The organism is Acerihabitans arboris (assembly GCF_010131535.1).
Taxonomy (GTDB): Bacteria; Pseudomonadota; Gammaproteobacteria; order Enterobacterales; family Enterobacteriaceae; genus Acerihabitans; species Acerihabitans arboris.
In genome coordinates this window covers 70,757-91,541 of record NZ_WUBS01000011.1, presented here as the reverse complement: position 1 = coordinate 91,541, position 20,785 = coordinate 70,757, and the positions used below count along the sequence as shown (strand labels likewise).

Genomic DNA, 20,785 nt, shown 5'->3' with positions numbered 1-20,785 from the left:
CAGGAGGTCATATGGATATTGATGAACTGGTGGCCCTTAGTGTAAAGCATAATGCATCCGATCTGCACCTTTGTCCCGGCCAGGTGCCAATCCTGCGTGTCGACGGCGGCCTGTGCTGCCTGGACAGGCTGCCGCCGGTGTGTGAGGCGTGGGTTATCGCCTGTAGCGATCGACTGCTGGATGCGCGCGGGCGCGGGCAGCTCAAGCTTGACGGGCAGGCGGACTGCGCGGCCACCTTATATGGCAGCCAGCGGCTGCGCTGCCATTTTTTCCGCCAGCGCACCGGGATGTCGGCCACTTTTCGCCTTATACCGTCACGGAGCCCGTCGCTGGCCGATCTGGGCATTCCGTCGGTTATTACGGGGCTGCTGAAGCAGCCGCAGGGCCTGCTGCTGGTGACCGGCGCTACCGGCAGCGGCAAATCAAGCTCCCTGGCGGCCATGGTGGACTACCTTAACCAGCACCGCCGGGAGCATATTATCACGCTTGAAGATCCCATCGAGTACATCCACTCGTCCGGCCGCAGCCTGATCCAGCAACGGGAGATCGGCGACCACTGCCTGGATTTCAGCGCCGGGCTGCGGGCCGCCATGCGCGCGGACCCGGATGTGATCCTGCTGGGGGAATTGCGCGATGAAGCGGGCATCCGGCTGGCCCTGAGCGCCGCCGAGACCGGCCATCTGGTGCTGGCAACGCTGCATGCCCGCCACGCCGCCCAGGCGGTGGATCGGCTGGTGGATGTGTTTCCCCCCCAGGAGCGCGCCTTTGTCCGCGGCCAACTGGCCGGCAGCCTGCTGGGGGTCATGGCGCAAAAGCTGGTCGCCAGGGAGCAGGGCGGGCGCATGGGGCTGTTTGAACTGATGATCGCCACTCCCGCAGTGCGCAATCTTATCCGCGACGGCAAAACCCATTTGCTGCCGGGGCTGCTGCAGACCGGCAAGGAGCAGGGCATGCAGACCTTTGAACAAAGTTACCGGCGCACTCTTTCCGGCAAATACCTCTATCAGTAAAAATATGTGATGCCGGCGTAACGACAAAAGCATAACGATTGCAAACGCGGGGAGGTAGTATAAAATCGCCGAAAAAGGGCGCGTATGGCAGGTTATACCCCAAAATATGCGTTTAGGAACGTCAATTCACGGAAAAAGATGAGAAAATTAACCTGGGTATTTATCCTGATTGCGCTGGCGGTATGGTACTTCACTTCAAAATGATAGCTATTTGTTGCAGGCAAATGCGCCTACCTCTCTGAAATTTAAGGCGGGTAGGGTGGAGCGCGGTATGGTCATTTAACCTGGATTTATCACCCTGCTTTTTTTAACGCCGCCGCCGCTATCTGCCAGGCAGAACAAGGGCATTTTCCGCCGTAGCGGGCTTTTTCCGCTCCTGGTTTTTCTGGAACCGCTGGCGATATTCCCGTGGCGAAACGCCGAAGGATTGGTTAAACACCACGGAGAAATAGTTACTGTCGTCAAAACCACAGCGTGACGCCACCTCGCCAATGGTCTGTTGCCCATGCCGCAGCAGATCCATGGCTTTGCACAGCCTTAGCTGGCGTAAATATTGATTAACGCCGATGCCGGTCTGTTGTTTGAACAACGTCTTCAGGCTACGGGCGTTAAGCTGGTGACGCCGGCAAAAATCATCCAGCCGGAAGGGCTGATCGATGCTGACGCGCAGCGCCATCAACAGTAAATCCAGCTGCTCGGCGTCGGAAAGCAACGGGCTGTCGGGTGCATGACGGAACCGCATCAACAGCAATGCCACCTGCAGGAACAATGTTTCGCTAAGCTGAATCGACAGCGGATCGGTTTTCATGCATTCCCGCGCCAGCGCGTCCACCACGTGGCGCAAAGCCGACATGCCGGGGGTGCTTAGCCGCCAGTAGCGCTTTTCCTGCACCACCTCTTCGCCCGGCAACAGCGCGTTCCAATCCGCGGATAAGGTCAGGCGCCGGCGGCTATATAAAATATTATCCAGCTCCAGTTCATTCACCGACTCATAGCTGTGGCGATCGCGCGCATTAACATAAAACAGATCGCCACAGGTAATGGCATAAGGCACATCATTAAGAATGTGCAGTCCGTTGCCGCGCCAGACAATCACCAACTCGTCAAAATCATGGAAATGAGTGGGGAATATCGGCTGCGGATGACGATCCGCCACGGTGATGGCGTTTTTATCCGTCAGGAAATAATCGGTGGTGCTCAGCTTCAGGTTAGACACCATCAGCCCCCTCAGCATGTGGGCAAGAGAGGAATAATGGCACGAACGGAAGATTAAAAGTTTGAGACTGGCGGCAGTTGTCATATTTTTGCGCCTGCTACCGGCGATCAGTGCTCGCCATTGCGCAGCATTTTGGGCGAATGGGAAAATTCGCGCCGGAATTGGGTGGAAAAATGATTGCTGTCGCTAAAGCCGCAGGCGTGGGCAATCTCGGTAATGGTTTTGTCGCTTTGCTGCAGACGCTTGCGGGCTTCCAACAGGCGCAGCCGGTTAAGATAACGTTGGGGCGTCATGCCGGTCTGCTGTTTTAACTGACGATGCAGCGTGCGCAGCGGCAGCGAAAACTGCTCGGCCAGCACCAGCCAGTCGACGTCATTGCAGAAATTATGCTGTAGCCAGCGCAGCAGATCGCGCAGGCGTTGCTCGCGATCCCCTTCGCCCTTGGTTTGAAAACAACCGTGGCGCAGCATAATCAATAACTGTAAAAACTGTCCTTCGCTGGCGGCAATGCCTTCGGGAGAAGTGTCCTTCGTCAGGTCGGAGAGCGTCTGGATAAAGCGTTTGGCCTGCTGCATGCCCGCATGGCTGATTTGCCAGTTGACCTGGCTGTCCGGCAGGTTTTGGGTCGGCAAAAAACGGCTGATATCGGTTAAAAAGCGAAAGCCGTGCGGCGAACGATAGAGCACATTGGTCATGATCAGATCATCGACATTTTCAAATAGATGATGATCGTCCGCGCGAATAAAACACACGGTACCGCTATTCAATACATAAGGCTGATCGTTGAAAACATGGATGCCGGAGCCTTTTTCCACCAGCACGATTTCCCAGAAATCGTGATAGTGCTCGGGGAAAGCCGCCTGGGGCACGCGGGGCTCAATGGTGACCGTCGCGTCTTTGGAAATAAAAAATTCATCACCACAAAGTAGCGTCATCTTCAGCACCTCGCCGTTATTCCGGGATTAATAGTATGGCGTTTGAATTATGATTCACCTTGAATAAATGACCGGCAACGCTGGCATTCCGGTTATTTTTTTAAGATCCGCCGGGCAATATGCAAAATTGCGGTCAAGATCACAGGCGGGTGGTCAATAATTTATTTCGCTGCGCGCGTTAATATCCTGTTATCAAGCCAATGCTATTTTTGTGATCGATTTCACATTCATCTTTACTATTCTGCCACCAGCCCTTCCATGTTGGCATTCACCGGAAGGTGGCGCCGCCTTATTCTACATACACTGCCGGTCATGGAATGAAAGAGGAACATTCACTATGGCCGTACGAAATATTGTAGCTGTCGACCTCGGTGCTTCCAGTGGACGGGTCATGCTGGCTCAATGGCATTCGGCAACGCAAAAAATAACGCTGCAACAGGTACACCGGTTTCCCAACACCTTTATTTCACAGGATGGCCAGGATTGCTGGGATCTGGACCGGCTTGAACGGGAGATCCTGTCGGGACTGACCACCCTGGATAACGCCGGCACGATTATCGACGGTATCGGTATCGATACCTGGGGCGTGGATTACGTATTACTGGACGAGCGGGGCGGGCGCGTAACCTGCCCGGTGTCGTATCGCGATCACCGTACCGACGGCATCATGGCCGGCGTGGCACGCGATTTGGGACGCGAGCATATTTACCAGCTTACCGGCATTCAGTTTTTATCTTTTAATACCCTGTATCAGCTGAAGGCCTGGCGCCGCCAGCAGCCCGAACGGCTGGGTCAGGTGGCCCATTTGCTGATGATCGCGGATTATTTTTACTTTCGGCTCACAGGAACGCTGAACTGGGAATATACCAACGCCAGTACCACCCAATTACTCAATCTGGCCACCCGCGACTGGGATCAATCGTTGCTGGATTACCTGGATATTCCCAGGGGCTGGTTGGGTAAACCCACGCCGCCCGGCAATATGCTGGGGCATTGGATCAGCCCGGGCGGCCGTGCCGTGCCGGCCATCGCCGTGGCGACCCACGATACCGCCAGCGCCGTGGTTGGCGCACCACTGCATGACGACGGCTGCGCCTACCTTAGCTCCGGCACCTGGTCGCTGATAGGACTGGACAGCGACCGGCCGTTTAACGACGCCGCGGCGTTGGCGATGAATATCACCAACGAAGGCGGCGTCGACGGACGCTACCGGGTACTGAAAAACATCATGGGGTTATGGCTGCTGCAGCGCGTCTGCGCGGAGCTGGCGGTGCCGGATCTCGAGGCGTTGCTGGCCGACGCCGCCGGTCGTCCGGCGTGCGCCAGTCTTATCAATCCCAACGATGAACGTTTTATCAACCCCCGCTCGATGGTGGACGCCATCCGGCAGGCCTGCCGGGAACACCAACAGCCGGTGCCGGAGGATGCCGCTTCGCTTGCGCGCTGTATTTTCGACAGCCTGGCCATGCTCTACCGGCAGGCGCTGCTTGAGCTGGGTATGCTGCGCGGCGCGGCGCTGACCCGGCTGTATATCGTCGGCGGCGGCTGCCGGAACCATTTGCTCAACCAGCTTTGTGCCGACAGTTGCCGGATACCGGTGACCGCCGGGCCGGTGGAAGCGTCGACGCTCGGCAATATCGGCTGCCAGCTGATGGCGCTTGGCGAGGTGACCGACGTCGCCCACTGGCGCGGCGCGGTGGAGGCGAATTTTCCGTTACGCCATTACAGCCCTGACCCCGATCCCCATTTTGCCACGCACTGGCAACGTTTTTTGGCGCTCTGCCATCTGAAAGAGGAAATCTTGTAATGAGTCAATCCATTGAACAAGCCTGGCTACTGGCAAAACAGCGGTTTGCGGATATTAACGTTAACGTCGAGGGCGCCCTGGAATTACTGGATACCCTGCCGGTATCCATGCACTGCTGGCAGGGCGACGATGTGGCCGGATTTGAAAATACGGGCGGCTCGCTGACCGGCGGTATCCAGGCTACCGGCAACTACCCCGGCAAGGCGCATAACGCCCAGGAGCTGCGCGCCGATCTGGAGCAGGCGTTCAGCCTGATTCCGGGGCCTAAACGGCTGAACCTGCACGCCATCTACCTGGAGGCCGACGGCAAGGTGGAACGTAATGAAATCGAGCCGCAGCATTTTGCCCGGTGGGTCAGCTGGGCGCGGGAGCAGCGCCTGGGCCTGGATTTCAATCCGACCTGCTTTTCCCATCCGCTGAGCGCCGACGGTTTTACCCTTTCCCATGCCGACGACGGCATCCGCCAGTTCTGGATTGAGCATTGCCAGGCCAGCCGCCGCGTCTCGGCCTATTTCGGCCGCGAGCTGGGCACGCCGTCGGTGATGAATATCTGGATCCCGGACGGCATGAAGGATCTCACCATCGATCGCCTGGCCCCCCGCCAGCGGCTGCTGGAGGCGCTGGACGCGGTAATGGCGGAAAAGCTGGACCGCAACCACCATATCGATGCGGTGGAAAGTAAATTATTCGGCATCGGCGCGGAAAGCTACACCGTCGGCTCCAGCGAATTTTATCTCGGTTATGCCACCAGCCGCGGCACCGCGCTGTGCCTTGACGCCGGGCATTTCCATCCCACCGAGGTGATTTCCGACAAAATTTCCAGCGCCATTTTGTTCGTGCCCCGCCTGCTGCTGCACGTCAGCCGCCCGGTGCGCTGGGATAGCGATCATGTGGTGCTGCTGGACGACGAAACCCAGGCCATCGCCACGGAAATCGTGCGCCAGAAGCTGTTCAACCGCGTTCATATCGGCCTGGATTTCTTTGATGCCTCCATCAATCGCATCGCCGCCTGGGTGATTGGCACCCGCAATATGAAAAAAGCGCTGCTCAGGGCGCTGCTGGAGCCTACCGAGCAATTACGCCAGTTGGAACAGCACGGCGACTATACGGCGCGCCTGGCGCTGCTGGAGGAGCAAAAATCACTGCCCTGGCAGGCGGTATGGGACAAGTATTGCCAGTTGCACAATGTACCGGTGGGTGGCGATTGGCTACAGGCGGTGCGTGAGTATGAAACCTCAATATTAAAAACACGCAAAGGATAACAAGCTATGCAGACAATACTTTCTTCCTGGTTCGTGCAGGGAATGGTGAAAGCGACCACCGACATGTGGCTGAAAGGGTGGGATGAGCGCAATGGCGGCAACGTCAGCCTACGCCTGGCTCCGGAGGATGTGGCGCCCTACCATGGGGAATTCGCCTCCCGTCCGCGCACCGAGGCGCTGACCCAGCCGGTGCCGGAATTAGCCAACACCTATTTCCTGGTCACCGGCTCAGGCAAGTTTTTCCGCAATGTCCAGCTATCGCCGTCGGATAACCTGGTGCTGCTGCAGGTGAACGCCGCCGGCAGCGCCTACAGCATCCTGTGGGGCCTGGCCGCCGGCGGCCTGCCGACCTCGGAACTGGCATCGCATTTCCAGTCCCATGTGGTGCGCAAACAGGTCACCCAGGATGCCAACCGGGTGATTATGCATTGCCACGCCACCAACCTGATTGCGCTGAGTTTTGTGCTGGAGCTGGACAGCGCGCGCTTTACCCGCGAACTGTGGGAAGGCAGTACCGAATGCCTGGTGGTATTCCCGGATGGGGTGGGCATCGTGCCCTGGATGGTGCCCGGCACCGACGGCATCGGCGCCGCGACGTCGGAGCAAATGCATTCCCATTCGCTGGTGTTATGGCCCTTCCACGGTATTTTTGCCAGCGGCCCGACCCTGGACGACGCCTTCGGCCTGATTGATACCGCGGAAAAATCGGCGGAAATCATGGTCAAGGTCCGGTCGATGGGCGGTAAAAGGCAGACCATCAGCCGCGACGAGCTGATTGCCCTGGGACAGCGCTTCGGCGTTATGCCGATGGCCTCGGCGCTGGACGTTGAGTGAGGCAATGATCATGATCAGGAAGGCTTTTGTCATGCAGGTCAATCCCGACGCCCACGAGGAGTACCGGCGGCGTCATAACCCGATTTGGCCGGAGCTGGAACAAATCCTTAAGGCCCATGGCGCCCATCACTACAGTATCTTTTTGGACGAGCGGCGCCATTTGCTGTTTGCCAGCGTGGAGATTGAGTCGGAGGCGCGCTGGGACGAGGTGGCCGGTACCGAGGTATGCCGGCGCTGGTGGAAACATATGACCGACGTGATGCCGGCCAATGCGGATAACAGCCCGGTCAGCGAGGCGCTGCGGCCGGTGTTTTACCTGGAATAAGCCATCTGGAAACGTATTGGGGATAAGTTGCCTGGAGTGAATTACCTGGCGTTAGGATGGCGCACGGCCAGCAGCTGTTCAAACCAGCTTTCCAGTATGACCACCGCGGAGCCGGCGTCGACCCGCCCTTTGCTTAGCGCGCGGTAGCCGCCGCGCTCGAACAAATCGGCGCGCGCCTCGACGGTGCTCAGGCGTTCATCGTGCAGCACCACATCAAAACCGAAACGACCGTGCAGCCGGTTGGCGAACTTGCGCGCCCGCACCGTGAGCGGCTGCTCGGTGCCGTCCATATTCAGCGGCAGCCCCACGACGATCACGTCCGGCTGCCATTCCCGCAATAATTTTTCCACCTGTTGCCAGTCGGGAACGCCTTCCTGGGCCTTAAACGCCGCCAGCGGACGGGCGGTGCAGGTGATCTCCTGGCCGATCGCCACGCCGATGCTTTTAGTGCCGAAATCAAACGCCATCATGGTACGGTTGGTCATCAGGCGTGGCCCGCTTCGTTGGCGATATTGTGGATATCGATACCCAGCTTTCTGGCCGCGTCCCGCCAGCGCGACGCGATGGGCGTGCGAAACAGGATATCGCCATCGGCCGGGATGGTCAGCCAGGCGTTTTCCAGCAGTTCCTGTTCCAGCTGTCCTTTGTCCCAGCCGGCGTAACCCAGCGCCACCAGCACATCCTGCGGCTGCTGCGCGGTGCCGAGCGTTTCCAGCACGTCCTTGGACGTGGTGATCATGGTTTCGTCGGAGATGCCGATGCTCGAGCCAAATCCTTCGCAGGGCGTATGCAGGATAAAGCCCCGATCGTCCGCCAGCGGACCGCCGGCAAACACCGGTTTATCCAGGCGGATCGCCGGATCGCGTTCGGCGGGCATGATCTTGAGCTTGAGCAGCACGGTTTCGACGGTGAACTGCTCAACCGGCTTGTTGATGACAAGCCCCATGGCCCCGTCATCGTTATGCTCGCAGATATAAATCACCGAGCGTTTAAACATGGGGTCTTGTAGCGAGGGCATGGCGATAAGAAAGTGATGCTGTAAATTCATGCTGTCTTTTTTTAAGGTAATTAGTTTAATAAATAGGCGAACAGCAGTATGCGGCTAAACGAAAGATATGTCACTGGCTGCAAGCGAAATCCGCCCGCAGCCGGCGCAAAATCAGTTTTTGCCCGGATGTCCCAGGCGTTTCTCGATGGCGTCCATCAGCATACCGGTTATGGAGACGGGGAAGGCGGCTTCGATCTCCCGTACGCAGGTCGGGCTGGTGACGTTGATTTCCGTCAGCTTGTCGCCGATGATATCCAGGCCGACAAAAATCAGGCCCTTTTCTTTTAGCACCGGACCGACATCGCGGGCGATTTTCCAGTCGCTTTCGGTCAGCGGCCGCGCTTCGCCACGGCCGCCGGCCGCCAGGTTGCCGCGCGTTTCGCCCGTTTTCGGAATACGCGCCAGGCAGTAGGGCACCGGTTCGCCGTCTACCACCAGCACCCGTTTGTCGCCATCCTTGATTTCCGGCAGGAAGTTTTGCGCCATGCAGAAATGCTGGCCGTAGCCGGTCAGGGTTTCAATGATAACCGACAGGTTGGGATCCTCTTTTTTTACCCGGAATATCGAGGTGCCGCCCATGCCGTCCAGCGGTTTGAGGATGATGTCGCCGTGCTCGCGCCAGAAGGCGCGGATATGATCGTCGCGGCGGCTGACCAGCGTATCGGGAGTGTGGTGGGCAAACCAGGCGGTAAACAGCTTTTCGTTGCAATCGCGCAGGCTGCGCGGCTTATTGACGATAAGCGCGCCTTTATCTTCCGCCCGCTCAAGGATGTAGGTGGCGTAGATAAATTCGGTATCGAACGGCGGATCCTTGCGCATCAGGATAACGTCCAGGGAGCCCAGCTCAATGTCCTGCTCGCCGTGGAAGCTATACCACTCGTCATAGTCCTGTTTGACGGCCAGCAGGCGGGTGGAGGCGCGGGCTTCGCCGCCGCGCAGGTAGAGCGAGCTCATTTCCATGTAATGAATTTGCCATCCACGGCGTTGCGCTTCGAGCAGCATGGCGAAACTGGTGTCTTTTTTGATATTGATGGAGGAAATAGGGTCCATCACAATGCCGAGCTTTAACATTTGTTCTCCTTTACCCCAGATCGCCGAAACGCACCTGCAGTGCGGTGATGGCGGTGAGAGCTGTGGTTTCAGTGCGCAAAACACGGGGCCCCAGCTGGATTTCGGTGAATCCGTGGCGTGAGGTCATGGCAATTTCCGCGGAGGACAGGCCGCCCTCCGGACCAATCAGCAGCCGCACCTTCTCGACCGGCAGCGGCAGCGTATTAATACTGTGCGCGGCGCGCGGGTGCAGATTAAGCTTTAACCCCTCGTCCCGCTCCGCGCACCATTCTTCAAGTTCCATGGCTTCCCGGATAAGCGGCAAGCTGTTACGGCCGCACTGTTCGCAGGCGCCGATGGCGATTTTCTGCCATTGCTGGATTTTTTTGGCCAGCCGTTCGTTATCCAGCTTGACCCCGCAGCGCTCGGAAAACAATGGCGTGATCACATTAACCCCTAATTCAATGGATTTTTGAATCGTGAACTCCATCTTCTCACCCCGGGACATCACCTGGCCTAAATGCAACTGCAACGGAGATTCAATGTTTGCCGGGCGCGAGGCGATAATATTTACGGTGACGTTTTTTTTGCCGGCGGCGGCAATTTCCGCTTCGAAAATATGATTGCCGCCGTCGAACAGATGCAACGGCTGGCCTTCGGACATGCGCAGCACGCGGGTCAAATGATGCGCGGCATCGTCGTTCAGGGCCACGCTACCGTTGGCCGGGAGTGGTCCGGGATGATAAATACGCGGTATTCGCATGTTGGTATCGTTTTTATCCTGGTTGGACACGGCGCGCACCATGAGAAACAAAGTCATGCAAGCCGGTGTGCAAATTTGTCGGCAGTCCGCGGCGCGCATCTGATATCAAATTGAACCGGTACCGATTTTCATGGCCCTATAGTAGGCAGCCGTTTTACGACTGGCAAGCCCGCTGAATATAGGGGTTGGCATTGCCCTGTACCTTTTCGATGCGCCGGTTGCGCTCGCACTCCCAGGCGGTGACCGGATACTGCCGATCCCAAACCTCGAACAGCTGGGTTTGCTGGTTCGACAGCCTGAGGTGATAGCGGTCGCGCATATAAAAATAGGTCCGGGCAATGGCGCCGCGGGCGCGGGCGGGCGGTTCGGCCTGTTTATTTTTAAAGTCGATTTTCATGGCGCACTGGCCGTACTGGCCCTCGCCGCCGCGCCACTGGCTGTACTGGAAATTGCCCCGATCGCCGTTGACTTCACCTATCGCCGGCTGCAGGTTATGCAGATCGGTTTCCATCTGGCGATAGCCGGCGTCCCCGGCGCAGTTTTTGCGGCCGCCGTCCTGCCAGCACTGGTGCTGGTGGCCGAATTCCCAGGCCGGCACCACGTGCTCCCATTCGATACGGTTGGCGCGCAGGGCGCTTTTACGCACCTGGTAGCCGCATGACTCCAGGTCCGGCGTGCCTTTTTTTCCTTGCCAGCTTATCTTGCAACCACAGTAAAACGAACCCGGCGCATCCTGGTTGATTTTCACCGCCGCTGCTTTTGCCTGGCTGAAATTATTGATGTTTTGCGCCAGCGTGGCGCCGGAGGCCAGCATAAGGAAAAAAGAAAGGAACCAAATTATCGTACGCGGCATCGTCGGGTATTCACTAAAAGGAAAAACGCAGGGTAGCGAATCCCGGCGCTCCAGGCAAATCGAAGCGGCAAAAATGCCCAGGCAAGGCTTTTTTTTCGGAACTGGATGATAAAGCGATAGTACTTGATTAGGGAATGATCATTTCCTATATTGGTTGCTGGTGTAGCGCGATATGGAGAAATGATATGACCGACCCGAAACAAGCATCGGCATCGAAGAACGATCTGAGGGTGGCCGGGGCCGCGCCCGCTGCCCGCGCGGTGCGTGACCTGGCGGGATTTGAGCATCGGTTTGCCATCGTGGCGGGCACCAGGCTGCACTATGTTAGTAACGGAAGTGTCGTTAACGGAGATGTCGTTAACGGAGATGTCGGTAGCGGCAGTATTTCCCTCGGAAAGGCGGCTGGCGGGGATGGCAATGGCGTAACTATTCCCGGCGGGGAAACGTCCGCTGGAGATGACCGCGCCGTGCTGGTGCTGCTGGCGGGGTTCCCCGAAAGCTGGTTTGCCTGGCGTAAAGTCATGCCGCTGCTGGCGCAAACCTACCGGGTTATCGCCCTCGACTTGCCCGGGCAGGGGGACTCGGATCGGCCGCAGGGTGGTTACGACACCGAAAGCCTGGCCAACGCGGTGCACGGCTTGCTAAGACAATTGGATATCCGGCAATATTTCCTTGCCGGCCATGATGTCGGCGCCTGGGTGGCCTACCCCTACGCGGCATTGTTCGGCGACGAAGTGCGCGCGCTGGCGCTGCTGGATGCCGGCATCCCGGGCATAACGTTGCCCGACATGCTGCCCACGGCGCCGGAGCGGGCCTGGCGCACCTGGCATTTCGCCTTTCACGCCATTGCGGATCTGCCGGAAGTCTTGATCAGCGGGCGCGAACGGGAGTACCTCGACTGGTTCTTGCGGCGCAAGACCGCCAACCCCCAGGCTTTCAGCACTACGGATATCGACGAATACCTGCGCATCTTTAAACAAGACGGCGCGCTGCGCGCCGGATTGGCCTATTACCGGGAGGCGGCCGTCTCCGCCGCGCAGAACCGGCGGCTGAGCACGGGCGGCAAGCTGACGATGCCGGTGTTGGCAATGAGCGCCGACTATGGCTCCATTGCCGATATGGCCGCGCCCCTACGGGCTTTTGCCGTCAACGTCCAGGGCGTGATGATGCCGCATTGCGGGCATTTCCTGCCGGAGGAGCAGCCCGAGGCGGTGGCCCGCGAACTGGCCGGGTTCTTTGCCGCCGGGTGAGGGCGGCGCGGCGCCGTCATTCCACGACGTTTTCGGGATTATTATCCCCGGCAAAACGCAGCACATCGCCGCATTGGCGGCAGCGATACAAGGATTCGCCGCGCATGATGCGGTTATGGCGGCGCACCGTCAGTTCATGGCGCTGGCATCCGCACAGATAATGAAAAGTAGTGGTGCGCACCGTCGCCAGGTCAAAGCCGTGGGTGCGGTGGGGCTCGGTATGCAGCACGTTTTCCATCATCCAGCGCCATTGCTTGCCATGGGGCGCCACGCGGCCGAACTGGCGAAACACCAGCAGATGGGCCAATTCGTGCGGGATGACTTCGTCGATAAAGGTGTCCCGGTTGGCCAGCAGCAATACCGGATTGAGCCGGATTTCCCATTTGTCCAGCCAGGCGGTGCCCGCCGAGGTGCCGCGTTGCTGATAGTTCAGCACCGGTTCGGGAAAAGTGGTGTTGAAATAGTCCCCGGCCTGACGCAGCTTGGCGCGCAGGCATGACATAACGGCCTGGTGAAGGGCGATGGGGATGCGGTTCGGTTTCATATCGGCAAGATTAACCGGCCGGGTAAACAGATGCAAGTGACGCAATACGTTGGGGGAATATCAGGATGCGCGGTAAAGGAGCCGGGTATGCCGCCGGAAATGGAGGGCGGTTCTTGAGGGAGAGTAGCGGTGTGCCGATGAGCGTTGGGGCGGCGCAAGCCGCCCCGGCCCCGCCAACCGGCTATTGCGCCGGCTGGACAGGCTGGCGATTATTTGTCGCCGATGTCGCGCAGGCGTTTGCCGGTCATCAGATTGCGCTCGATATGTTCGAGCGAAATGTTCTTGGTTTCCGGAATCAGCCAGTAAGTCAGCAGGATAAACAGGATATTCAGCCCGCCATAGACCCAGAACGTATTGGCGTTACCCAGTACGTCAAGCATGCTAAGGAAGGTGGCGCCGACAATCATATTGGCGATCCAGTTAGTGGCGGTGGAGACGGTGATGCCAAAATCGCGGCCTTTCAACGGCTGGATTTCAGAGCACAGTACCCAAATCAGCGGACCGGCGCTCATCGCGAAACCAACGATAAACATCATCAGCATGATAACGGCGAAGTATTTGCGGAAGTCGGTTTCAACGCCGATATGCAGCAATGCGCCAAGTACGCCCATGCCTATCGCCATCACCAGGAAGCCCAGCTTAAGGGTCGGTTTACGGCCCCAGCGGTCAACCAGTCCGATAGCGATAAAGGTGGCCAGTACGTTGACCAGTCCGACGATCACCGTGCCCCACATTTGATCCGTGGTGCTGGAGAAACCGGCGATGCCGAATATTTTCGGCGCATAGTACATGATGACGTTCATACCGGTGAACTGCTGCATAACCTGCAGCAGGATGCCGAGATAAACCACCCGGCGGAAGTTGCTGTTATTGGTAAACAATGACCAGCCGCTTTGTTTCACCTTCAGGCTTTCACGAATTTCTTCCAGTTCTTTCTTGGCCTGCTCGGACGTATCGCGCAGCATGTTCAGAACTTTCTGCGCTTCGATATAGCGTCCTTTCGCCGCCAGCCAACGCGGGCTGCCGGGCAGGAACAGCACGCCGATAAACAACAGTACCGCCGGGATGGTAATGATGCCCAGCATCCAGCGCCAGGAGCCGCTATAGCTAAACGCGGTATCCGACAGGTAGGCCGCCAGTATGCCGATGGTGATCATCAGCTGATACATGGAGATCATGCTGCCGCGAATTTTTTCCGGCGCGATCTCAGACAGATACAGCGGCGCGGTGTATGAAGCGACACCCACGGCCAGGCCCAGGATGATCCTGGCGACCACCAGCAGTTCCACGTTCGGGGAAAAGGCGGAGCATAACGAGCCGATGACGAATAACAATGCGCCAATCAGCAAACTGTATTTACGCCCGAGCTTGGCGGAAAGCCAGCCTGAACCTACCGCGCCGACGGCGGCGCCGAACATCATGGAACTGACCACCCATTCCTGTTGATGGGCGGTAATTTGCAGCTCATCGGCCAGGAACGGCAATGCCCCGGCAATCACGCCGATATCCAGGCCGAACAGCAGGCCGGCAAGCGCCGCCATGAAACAGACAAAAAAGGTGATGCGGGCATGAGAGCTACCGGATCGGGGTTTGGCAGCGCTTATATTGGCAGTACTCATAGTACCTCCCTAAAAACTACTTAATTATTAATTATGAATGTTAAGTAAATGTATGAGGATATAGTGTGCGCTGGATCACAACTATGTAATCGTTTACACAGACTTATCCAGGTTTCACAGTATTTAAATCCGTAGCCCAGCCGCTTGCCAATCTAAAATTATGTTTTAGAAAGCTGTTGCGCGTCTAACCGGACAATATCTAACATATAGCTGAAAACGAAGCGGTAGCAAGATTATTTTTCAAATATTAAAGCTATTAACTCGATGATAATATTGATTTTATTTTCTTGTAATCGCTTTCAGAGAGTATAAAAAAAAACGGCGATCCTGAGATCACCGTATATTAGTGTAGACGAAGAAATGTCTGGTTGTGCGACTTATCTCACGCGGGTTTTAATCCGGCGGCGTCGCGCAGCAGCGCGGCTTTATCGGTTTTTTCCCACGGGAAATGTTCGCGGCCGAAGTGGCCGTAGGCCGCCGTTTCACGATAGATCGGCTGCAGCAGATCCAGCATGGTGATAAGGCCGTGCGGACGCAGGTCGAAGAACTCGCGTACCAGCTGGGTCAGTTTTTCAATGGAAACTTTGCCGGTGCCGAAGGTTTCGATAGTAATGGATGTGGGTTCCGCCACGCCGATGGCGTACGAGACCTGGATTTCACAGCGGTCGGCCAGGCCGGCGGCGACAATATTTTTCGCCACATAGCGGGCGGCGTAGGCCGCGGAACGGTCGACCTTGGACGGATCCTTGCCCGAAAACGCGCCGCCGCCGTGGCGCGCCATGCCGCCGTAGGTATCAACGATGATTTTGCGTCCGGTCAGGCCGCAGTCGCCCATGGGGCCGCCAATGACAAACCGGCCGGTGGGGTTGATAAAATACTTGGTGGTGGGCGACAGCCACTCGGCGGGCAGGACCGGTTTGATGATCTCTTCCATTACCGCTTCCTGCAGGGAACTAAGCGACACGTCCTCGGAATGCTGGGTGGAGAGCACCACCGCGTCGATGCCGACGATTTTGTCGTTATCGTAGGCAAAGGTGATCTGGCTTTTGGCATCCGGGCGCAGCCAGGGCAGGGCGCCGCTTTTGCGCACCTGGGACTGGCGCGCCACCAGGCGGTGGGCGTAGGTGATCGGCGCCGGCATCAGCACTTCGGTTTCATTGGTGGCGTAGCCGAACATCAGCCCCTGGTCGCCGGCGCCCTGCTCGAGCGGATCGCTGCGATCCACACCCTGGTTGATATCGGGCGACTGCTTGCCGATGGCGCTGAGCACGGCGCAAGAGTTGGCGTCGAAACCCATATCCGAATTGATATAGCCGATTTCGCGGATGGTGCTGCGAGTCAGTTCTTCTATATCCACCCACGCGCTGGTGGTGATTTCACCGCCGACCAGCACCATACCGGTTTTTACAAATGTTTCGCAGGCCACGCGCGCCTTGGGATCCTGGGCCAGGATCGCGTCAAGCACGGCATCGGAAATCTGGTCCGCGATTTTATCAGGATGTCCTTCTGAAACGGATTCGGACGTAAATAGGTGTTTAGCCATCGGTCTCTTTACCTTAACATACGGGTTAGGAATGACTGCGTAGCGCTGGGATTGAGCCATCAGGGAAAAGCGATTTTCTGATGATGGCGTTACGCGTCCTGCAACGTCCCGCGGAAAACGTCGTTAGCAGTAAGTAATAACATTAAGTAATAAATAGTTAAGTTACCCAGTTTAGATGGATTAACTTCTGGATGGCTATTCTAGGACACCCGCTTGCCGAATTACCAGCAATTTTTTTGCGTTGTCGCCCAAGCGCAGGCCGTACCGGCACCCGATCGTGCGGTATACTGCCCGGCATTGATTTAAATTTTGCTTTTTTGCGGGGCAGGCTGTATAAATTCGCGCGCATGAACCGCGGTATGTGAAGGTCTTTCATTTACATCCGGTAACTTTTTATCTGTCCCGGCACGGCATAACCCGTCGGCAGTCGGAATTTGTGGGAGGTGGCACAGTTAATGATTTGTAATTCTCCGGTCATTCCTGACCGCACTCTTGCCTGCCCGGCATGTCCGGCGCACCCTGTTTCTCCAGCATTCCCGCTATTTCCACGCCGATGTTGCCCGCCAGGCTGTCGACATCCGGGCGCGACCCAGGATTCCAGGGCCGGCCGATCGTTTACCCTAAACTGAATCAGGGCTATTCGGCCTTTCATGCGGACCCCGATTAGGGGTATCCACCACCCTGTCTCACGGAGTTCATCAAGGTGTTTTACAATTACTGTACCGATGTACCGGATGCAGATTGCGTCCGGCGGCGTTTATTGCCGTTGGCAGGCTGCGGGCTAGCGCATAACAACCATGCCACCGACGGTGGTGTCCACGCTCTAACATTGATGAACGGGAACGCCAACGTGAACCCCGGGAGAGATTTACATCATGTCTGATGATCAAAAGTACCAAGGGTCGCACCGGGCCGGACCCCATGAAAACTTGCGTTCCATGCAGGAGGTAGCCATGAATGACAGCGATGCCAGCAAAATGATGCGCACCTACAATGTCGCGTATTGGGGCAACAACTATTTTGATGTCAATGAACTGGGCCATATCAGCGTTTGCCCCGATCCCGATTTTCCCGAGGCGCGGGTCGACCTGGCGGAACTGGTCAAGGAACGGCAAAACGACGGGCAACGGTTGCCGGCGCTGTTTTGCTTTCCGCAGATCCTGCAACACCGGCTGCGTTCCATTAACGGCGCCTTTAAGCGCGCCCGTGAATCCTTTGGTTACCAGGGCGACTATTTCCTGGTTTATCCCATTAAGGTAAACCAACATCGCCGGGTGATTGAATCCCTGGTGAATTCCGGCGAGCCGCTGGGGCTGGAGGCCGGTTCCAAGGCGGAACTGATGGCGGTGCTGGCCCATGCCGGCATGACCCGTACCGTGATCGTCTGTAATGGTTATAAAGACCGTGAATATATCCGTCTGGCGCTGATCGGCGAAAAACTGGGCCATAAGGTCTATCTGGTAATTGAAAAACTCACTGAAATCAAGCTGGTGCTGGAAGAAGCCGAGCGCCTGAACGTGGTGCCCCGCCTGGGCGTGCGCGCTCGCCTGGCTTCGCAGGGCTCCGGCAAATGGCAATCCAGCGGCGGCGAAAAATCCAAATTCGGGCTGGCGGCGGTCCAGGTACTGCAACTGGTGGAGCTGCTGCGCAGCAAGGGGCGTCTTGACAGCCTGCAGCTGCTGCATTTCCATTTGGGTTCCCAATTGTCCAATATCCGCGATATCGCCTCGGGCGTGCGGGAATCGGCGCGCTTTTATGTGGAACTGCACCGTCTGGGCGTCAATATCGAATGTTTTGACGTCGGCGGCGGTCTGGGGGTCGATTACGAAGGCACCCGCTCGCAGTCCGACTGCTCGGCCAACTACGGCCTGAACGAATACGCCAACAACGTGATTTGGGGCATCGGCGACGCCTGCAACGAATACAACCTGCCGCATCCGACGGTGATTACCGAGTCCGGCCGCGCGGTGACCGCCCACCATACGGTACTGGTGTCGAATGTCATCGGCGTGGAGCGCAACGAGTTCAGTGAACCGCTGCCGCCCGCCGAAGACGCGCCGCGCCCGCTGGAAAGCATGTGGCAGACCTGGCAGGAAATGCAGGAACCGAAAAACCGGCGCTCGCTGCGCGAATGGCTGCACGACAGCCAGATGGACCTGCACGACGTCCATACCCAATATACCCACGGCATGCTGGATCTGACCCAGCGCGCCTGGGCCGAGCAGCTCTACCTGAATATCTGCCGCATGATCCAGACGCAGCTGGATCCGAGCAACCGGGCGCACCGGCCGATTATCGACGAACTGCAGGAGCGCATGGCCGATAAGCTGTACGTCAACTTCTCGCTGTTCCAGTCGATGCCGGACGCCTGGGGTATCGATCAGCTGTTCCCGGTGCTGCCGCTGGAAGGGCTGGATAAACCGCCGGAAGGCCGCGCCGTGCTGCTGGATATTACCTGTGATTCCGACGGCACCATCGATCATTACATCGACGGCGACGGCATCGCCACCACCATGCCGATGCCGCCGTATGATGTCGACAACCCGCCGCTGCTGGGCTTCTTTATGGTGGGCGCCTACCAGGAAATCCTCGGCAATATGCATAATCTGTTCGGCGACACCGCCGCGGTGGACGTTTTTGTCTTCAAGGACGGCAGCGTGGAACTGAACGAATCCGACGAAGGCGATTCGGTGGCCGATATGCTGCAGTATGTTCAGCTGGATCCGGCGGTGCTGTTGACCCGTTTCCGCGATCAGGTCAAAGAAACCGATCTGGACGCCGCGCTGCAGGCGGAATTCCTCGAAGAGTTCGAGGCCGGCCTGTACGGTTACACTTACCTTGAAGATGAATAAGAAAGGACCGACTATGAGCACCCTGGGCCATCAATACGATAATTCCCTGGTTTCCAATGCCTTTGGCTTTTTGCGTTTGCCTTTGGAATTTAACCCCTACGACAGCGATGCCGATTGGGTGATTACCGGCATTCCCTTCGATATGGCCACCTCCGGCCGCTCCGGCGGCCGCCACGGCCCCGCGGCGATCCGCCAGGTGTCCACCAACCTGGCCTGGGAAGGCTGCCGCTGGCCGTGGGACTTCGACGTGCGCCAGCGTTTAAAGGTGGTCGACTGCGGCGACGTGGTATTTGATTTCGGCGATGCGCAGGACCTGAGCGATAAGCTGCAGCAGCATGCGGAGCGGCTGCTGGCGGCGGGCAAACGCCTGCTCTCCTTCGGCGGCGATCACTACGTTACATTGCCGCTGCTGCGCGCCCACGCCAAGCATTTCGGCAAGATGGCGCTGGTGCATTTCGACGCCCATACCGATACCTACAGCAACGGCAGCAGGTTCGATCACGGCACCATGTTCTATCATGCGCCCAATGAAGGCCTGATCGATCCCGCCCGTTCGGTGCAGATCGGCATTCGCACGGAATACGATCGCGATAACGGCTTTACGGTACTGGACGCGGCGCAGGTCAACGACCGTGGCGTCGACGATATCCTGGCCCAGGTGAAACAGATCGTCGGCGATATGCCGGTTTACCTGACCTTTGATATCGACTGCCTGGATCCGGCGTTCGCGCCCGGCACCGGCACGCCGGTGATCGGCGGCCTGACAACCGATCGGGCGCTGAAGCTGTTGCGCGGCCTGCAGCCGCTCAACATCGTCGGCATGGATCTGGTGGAAGTGGCGCCGGCCTACGATCATTCGCAGATAACCGCCCTGGCCGCCGCCACCCTGGCGCTGGAAATGCTGTATATCCAGGCGGCCAAAAAAGCGCGGTAAACCCTGAGCGGGCAGATGGGATACCCTTTAGGGTTCCGCCAGCCATGCCCGCGGATCCGGAGATCCTCCTCCGGACCCGCATCGGCTCCCCGGCATCAACCCGCCCGCATTCCCGCTATCCGCGCGCCTGAAAGACCGTCTTTATTCCCTCAGGCGTTGCGCGCCAACGGCCTTGCCCGGGTTTATCTGCCCGCCGCGATACGATCGCGAATGTGCTGCGCCCGCGCCTCGGACGTCGGGTGGGAATCAAACATGCCGCCCCCCTGGCCCTTTTCCAGGCTGGCCAGCTTTTCGAAGCTGGTCACCAGGCCCTGCGGGTCGATATGGCGTTTTTTCAGTAAATCGAACGAGTAGTCATCCGCTTCGCTTTCCTGGCGCTGGGAAAACTGCGCGCCCACCAATGCCTGCCCAAGCTCGCCCAACTGCGACTGCGATAACGCCGCCGTGACGCCGCCCACCGACGTGGCGGCGGTGCGCGCCGCGGTGGTGGCATAGGCCAACTGCATTGCCTTGCGGCTATGGCCCAGGGCGACATGGCCCATCTCATGGCCGACCACCGCCTCCACCTCATTATCCGTCATCAGATCCATCAGCCCGCTGTAGATCCGGATGCAGCCGTTGGCCATGGCCCAGGCGTTAACGTCTTTGGTCAGGTAAACCTTATAGTCGGCCGGCGTGCCGGCGATATTATCGCCCAGCGCGGCGGCAACGGTATTCAGGCGTTGGGCATAGGGACTGCCGGCGGGGGCGATTTGCGCTTTCTGGTCCATCTGCGCGCAGGATTCGGCGCTCAGCGTCTTGACCTGGCTATCGCTCAGGGTGGCCGCCACGAACGCCTGGCCGCCGGATTGCATCAGGGTATTTTGGTCGATGTTTTCACAACCGGTAAGCAGGCTGATGGCGATTATTCCCGCGCCGGCCCAGGGCATTAAAGATGAGG

General features: G+C 58.1%; 19 protein-coding genes. 8 read left to right on the top strand and 11 right to left on the bottom strand.

Going from position 1 to position 20,785, the window contains the following annotated elements; translation table 11 throughout:
- Positions 1-11: 11 nt before the first annotated feature.
- Entirely contained in the window at positions 12-1,010 is a 999-nt protein-coding gene (locus tag GRH90_RS15860; RefSeq protein ID WP_162366935.1) for a type IV pilus twitching motility protein PilT, read from the top strand.
- Between the two features lie 322 nt (positions 1,011-1,332).
- Here GRH90_RS15860 and rhaR read toward each other — a convergent pair whose 3' ends face one another.
- Positions 1,333-2,229: an HTH-type transcriptional activator RhaR gene (gene rhaR / locus GRH90_RS15855; RefSeq protein WP_162366934.1), complete on the bottom strand. Its 897-nt coding sequence runs from the start codon at positions 2,227-2,229 to the stop codon at positions 1,333-1,335.
- Positions 2,230-2,333: 104 nt separating this feature from the next.
- On the bottom strand, positions 2,334-3,161 hold the full coding sequence (gene rhaS, locus GRH90_RS15850) for an HTH-type transcriptional activator RhaS (protein WP_162366933.1): 828 nt from the start codon (positions 3,159-3,161) through the stop codon (positions 2,334-2,336).
- Positions 3,162-3,498: 337 nt separating this feature from the next.
- Between rhaS and rhaB the strand changes: the two genes are divergently transcribed.
- Genes rhaB through rhaM form a run of 4 tightly spaced genes read left to right on the top strand, consistent with a single transcriptional unit; the run spans position 3,499 to position 7,389 of the window.
- The gene (rhaB, locus tag GRH90_RS15845) at positions 3,499-4,968 is read left to right on the top strand and encodes a rhamnulokinase (protein ID WP_162366932.1); all 1,470 of its coding nucleotides are present in this window, start codon (positions 3,499-3,501) and stop codon (positions 4,966-4,968) included.
- Positions 4,968-6,230 carry an L-rhamnose isomerase gene (locus GRH90_RS15840; protein WP_162366931.1) on the top strand — a complete coding sequence of 421 codons (1,263 nt, stop codon included), beginning with the start codon at positions 4,968-4,970 and terminating at the stop codon, positions 6,228-6,230. The genes rhaB and GRH90_RS15840 overlap by 1 nt, the downstream gene beginning before the upstream one ends.
- A 6-nt stretch (positions 6,231-6,236) precedes the next feature.
- Positions 6,237-7,064, top strand: a complete 828-nt coding sequence (rhaD, locus tag GRH90_RS15835) for a rhamnulose-1-phosphate aldolase (protein ID WP_162366930.1) — start codon at positions 6,237-6,239, stop codon at positions 7,062-7,064.
- Positions 7,065-7,074: 10 nt separating this feature from the next.
- The gene (gene rhaM, locus GRH90_RS15830; protein ID WP_162366929.1) at positions 7,075-7,389 is read left to right on the top strand and encodes an L-rhamnose mutarotase; all 315 of its coding nucleotides are present in this window, start codon (positions 7,075-7,077) and stop codon (positions 7,387-7,389) included.
- Between the two features lie 41 nt (positions 7,390-7,430).
- On the opposite strand, the gene ruvX is transcribed toward rhaM, so the two are convergent.
- The 5 genes from ruvX to endA all read right to left on the bottom strand — a co-directional run bounded on the left by ruvX (position 7,431) and on the right by endA (position 11,103).
- Positions 7,431-7,874 carry a Holliday junction resolvase RuvX gene (ruvX, locus tag GRH90_RS15825; protein ID WP_162366928.1) on the bottom strand — a complete coding sequence of 148 codons (444 nt, stop codon included), beginning with the start codon at positions 7,872-7,874 and terminating at the stop codon, positions 7,431-7,433.
- Positions 7,874-8,437 (bottom strand): YqgE/AlgH family protein, encoded by a 564-nt coding sequence (locus tag GRH90_RS15820; protein WP_162366927.1) that lies wholly within the window; start codon positions 8,435-8,437, stop codon positions 7,874-7,876. The genes ruvX and GRH90_RS15820 overlap by 1 nt, the downstream gene beginning before the upstream one ends.
- 111 nt (positions 8,438-8,548) lie before the next feature.
- Entirely contained in the window at positions 8,549-9,508 is a 960-nt protein-coding gene (gshB, locus tag GRH90_RS15815) for a glutathione synthase (protein WP_162366926.1), read from the bottom strand.
- Between the two features lie 10 nt (positions 9,509-9,518).
- Positions 9,519-10,250, bottom strand: a complete 732-nt coding sequence (rsmE, locus tag GRH90_RS15810; protein WP_162367050.1) for a 16S rRNA (uracil(1498)-N(3))-methyltransferase — start codon at positions 10,248-10,250, stop codon at positions 9,519-9,521.
- 154 nt (positions 10,251-10,404) lie between these two features.
- Positions 10,405-11,103, bottom strand: a complete 699-nt coding sequence (endA, locus tag GRH90_RS15805; protein WP_162366925.1) for a deoxyribonuclease I — start codon at positions 11,101-11,103, stop codon at positions 10,405-10,407.
- A 185-nt stretch (positions 11,104-11,288) separates the two neighbouring features.
- Between endA and GRH90_RS15800 the strand changes: the two genes are divergently transcribed.
- Positions 11,289-12,353 (top strand): alpha/beta fold hydrolase, encoded by a 1,065-nt coding sequence (locus tag GRH90_RS15800; RefSeq protein WP_246236087.1) that lies wholly within the window; start codon positions 11,289-11,291, stop codon positions 12,351-12,353.
- A gap of 16 nt (positions 12,354-12,369) precedes the next feature.
- On the opposite strand, the gene GRH90_RS15795 is transcribed toward GRH90_RS15800, so the two are convergent.
- From GRH90_RS15795 to metK, 3 genes are all read right to left on the bottom strand, one after another.
- Positions 12,370-12,897 carry a SprT family zinc-dependent metalloprotease gene (locus tag GRH90_RS15795; protein WP_162366924.1) on the bottom strand — a complete coding sequence of 176 codons (528 nt, stop codon included), beginning with the start codon at positions 12,895-12,897 and terminating at the stop codon, positions 12,370-12,372.
- Positions 12,898-13,106: 209 nt separating this feature from the next.
- On the bottom strand, positions 13,107-14,516 hold the full coding sequence (locus GRH90_RS15790) for a sugar porter family MFS transporter (RefSeq protein ID WP_162366923.1): 1,410 nt from the start codon (positions 14,514-14,516) through the stop codon (positions 13,107-13,109).
- A gap of 382 nt (positions 14,517-14,898) precedes the next feature.
- Positions 14,899-16,059: a methionine adenosyltransferase gene (metK, locus tag GRH90_RS15785; protein ID WP_162366922.1), complete on the bottom strand. Its 1,161-nt coding sequence runs from the start codon at positions 16,057-16,059 to the stop codon at positions 14,899-14,901.
- A gap of 875 nt (positions 16,060-16,934) precedes the next feature.
- Between metK and speA the strand changes: the two genes are divergently transcribed.
- Entirely contained in the window at positions 16,935-18,911 is a 1,977-nt protein-coding gene (gene speA, locus GRH90_RS15780) for a biosynthetic arginine decarboxylase (protein WP_162366921.1), read from the top strand.
- 13 nt (positions 18,912-18,924) lie between these two features.
- A complete protein-coding gene (gene speB, locus GRH90_RS15775; protein ID WP_162366920.1) occupies positions 18,925-19,845 on the top strand; it encodes an agmatinase in 921 nt (306 codons plus the stop codon).
- 182 nt (positions 19,846-20,027) lie between these two features.
- Here speB and loiP read toward each other — a convergent pair whose 3' ends face one another.
- Positions 20,028-20,774 carry a metalloprotease LoiP gene (loiP, locus tag GRH90_RS15770; RefSeq protein ID WP_162367048.1) on the bottom strand — a complete coding sequence of 249 codons (747 nt, stop codon included), beginning with the start codon at positions 20,772-20,774 and terminating at the stop codon, positions 20,028-20,030.
- Positions 20,775-20,785 lie beyond the last annotated feature (11 nt).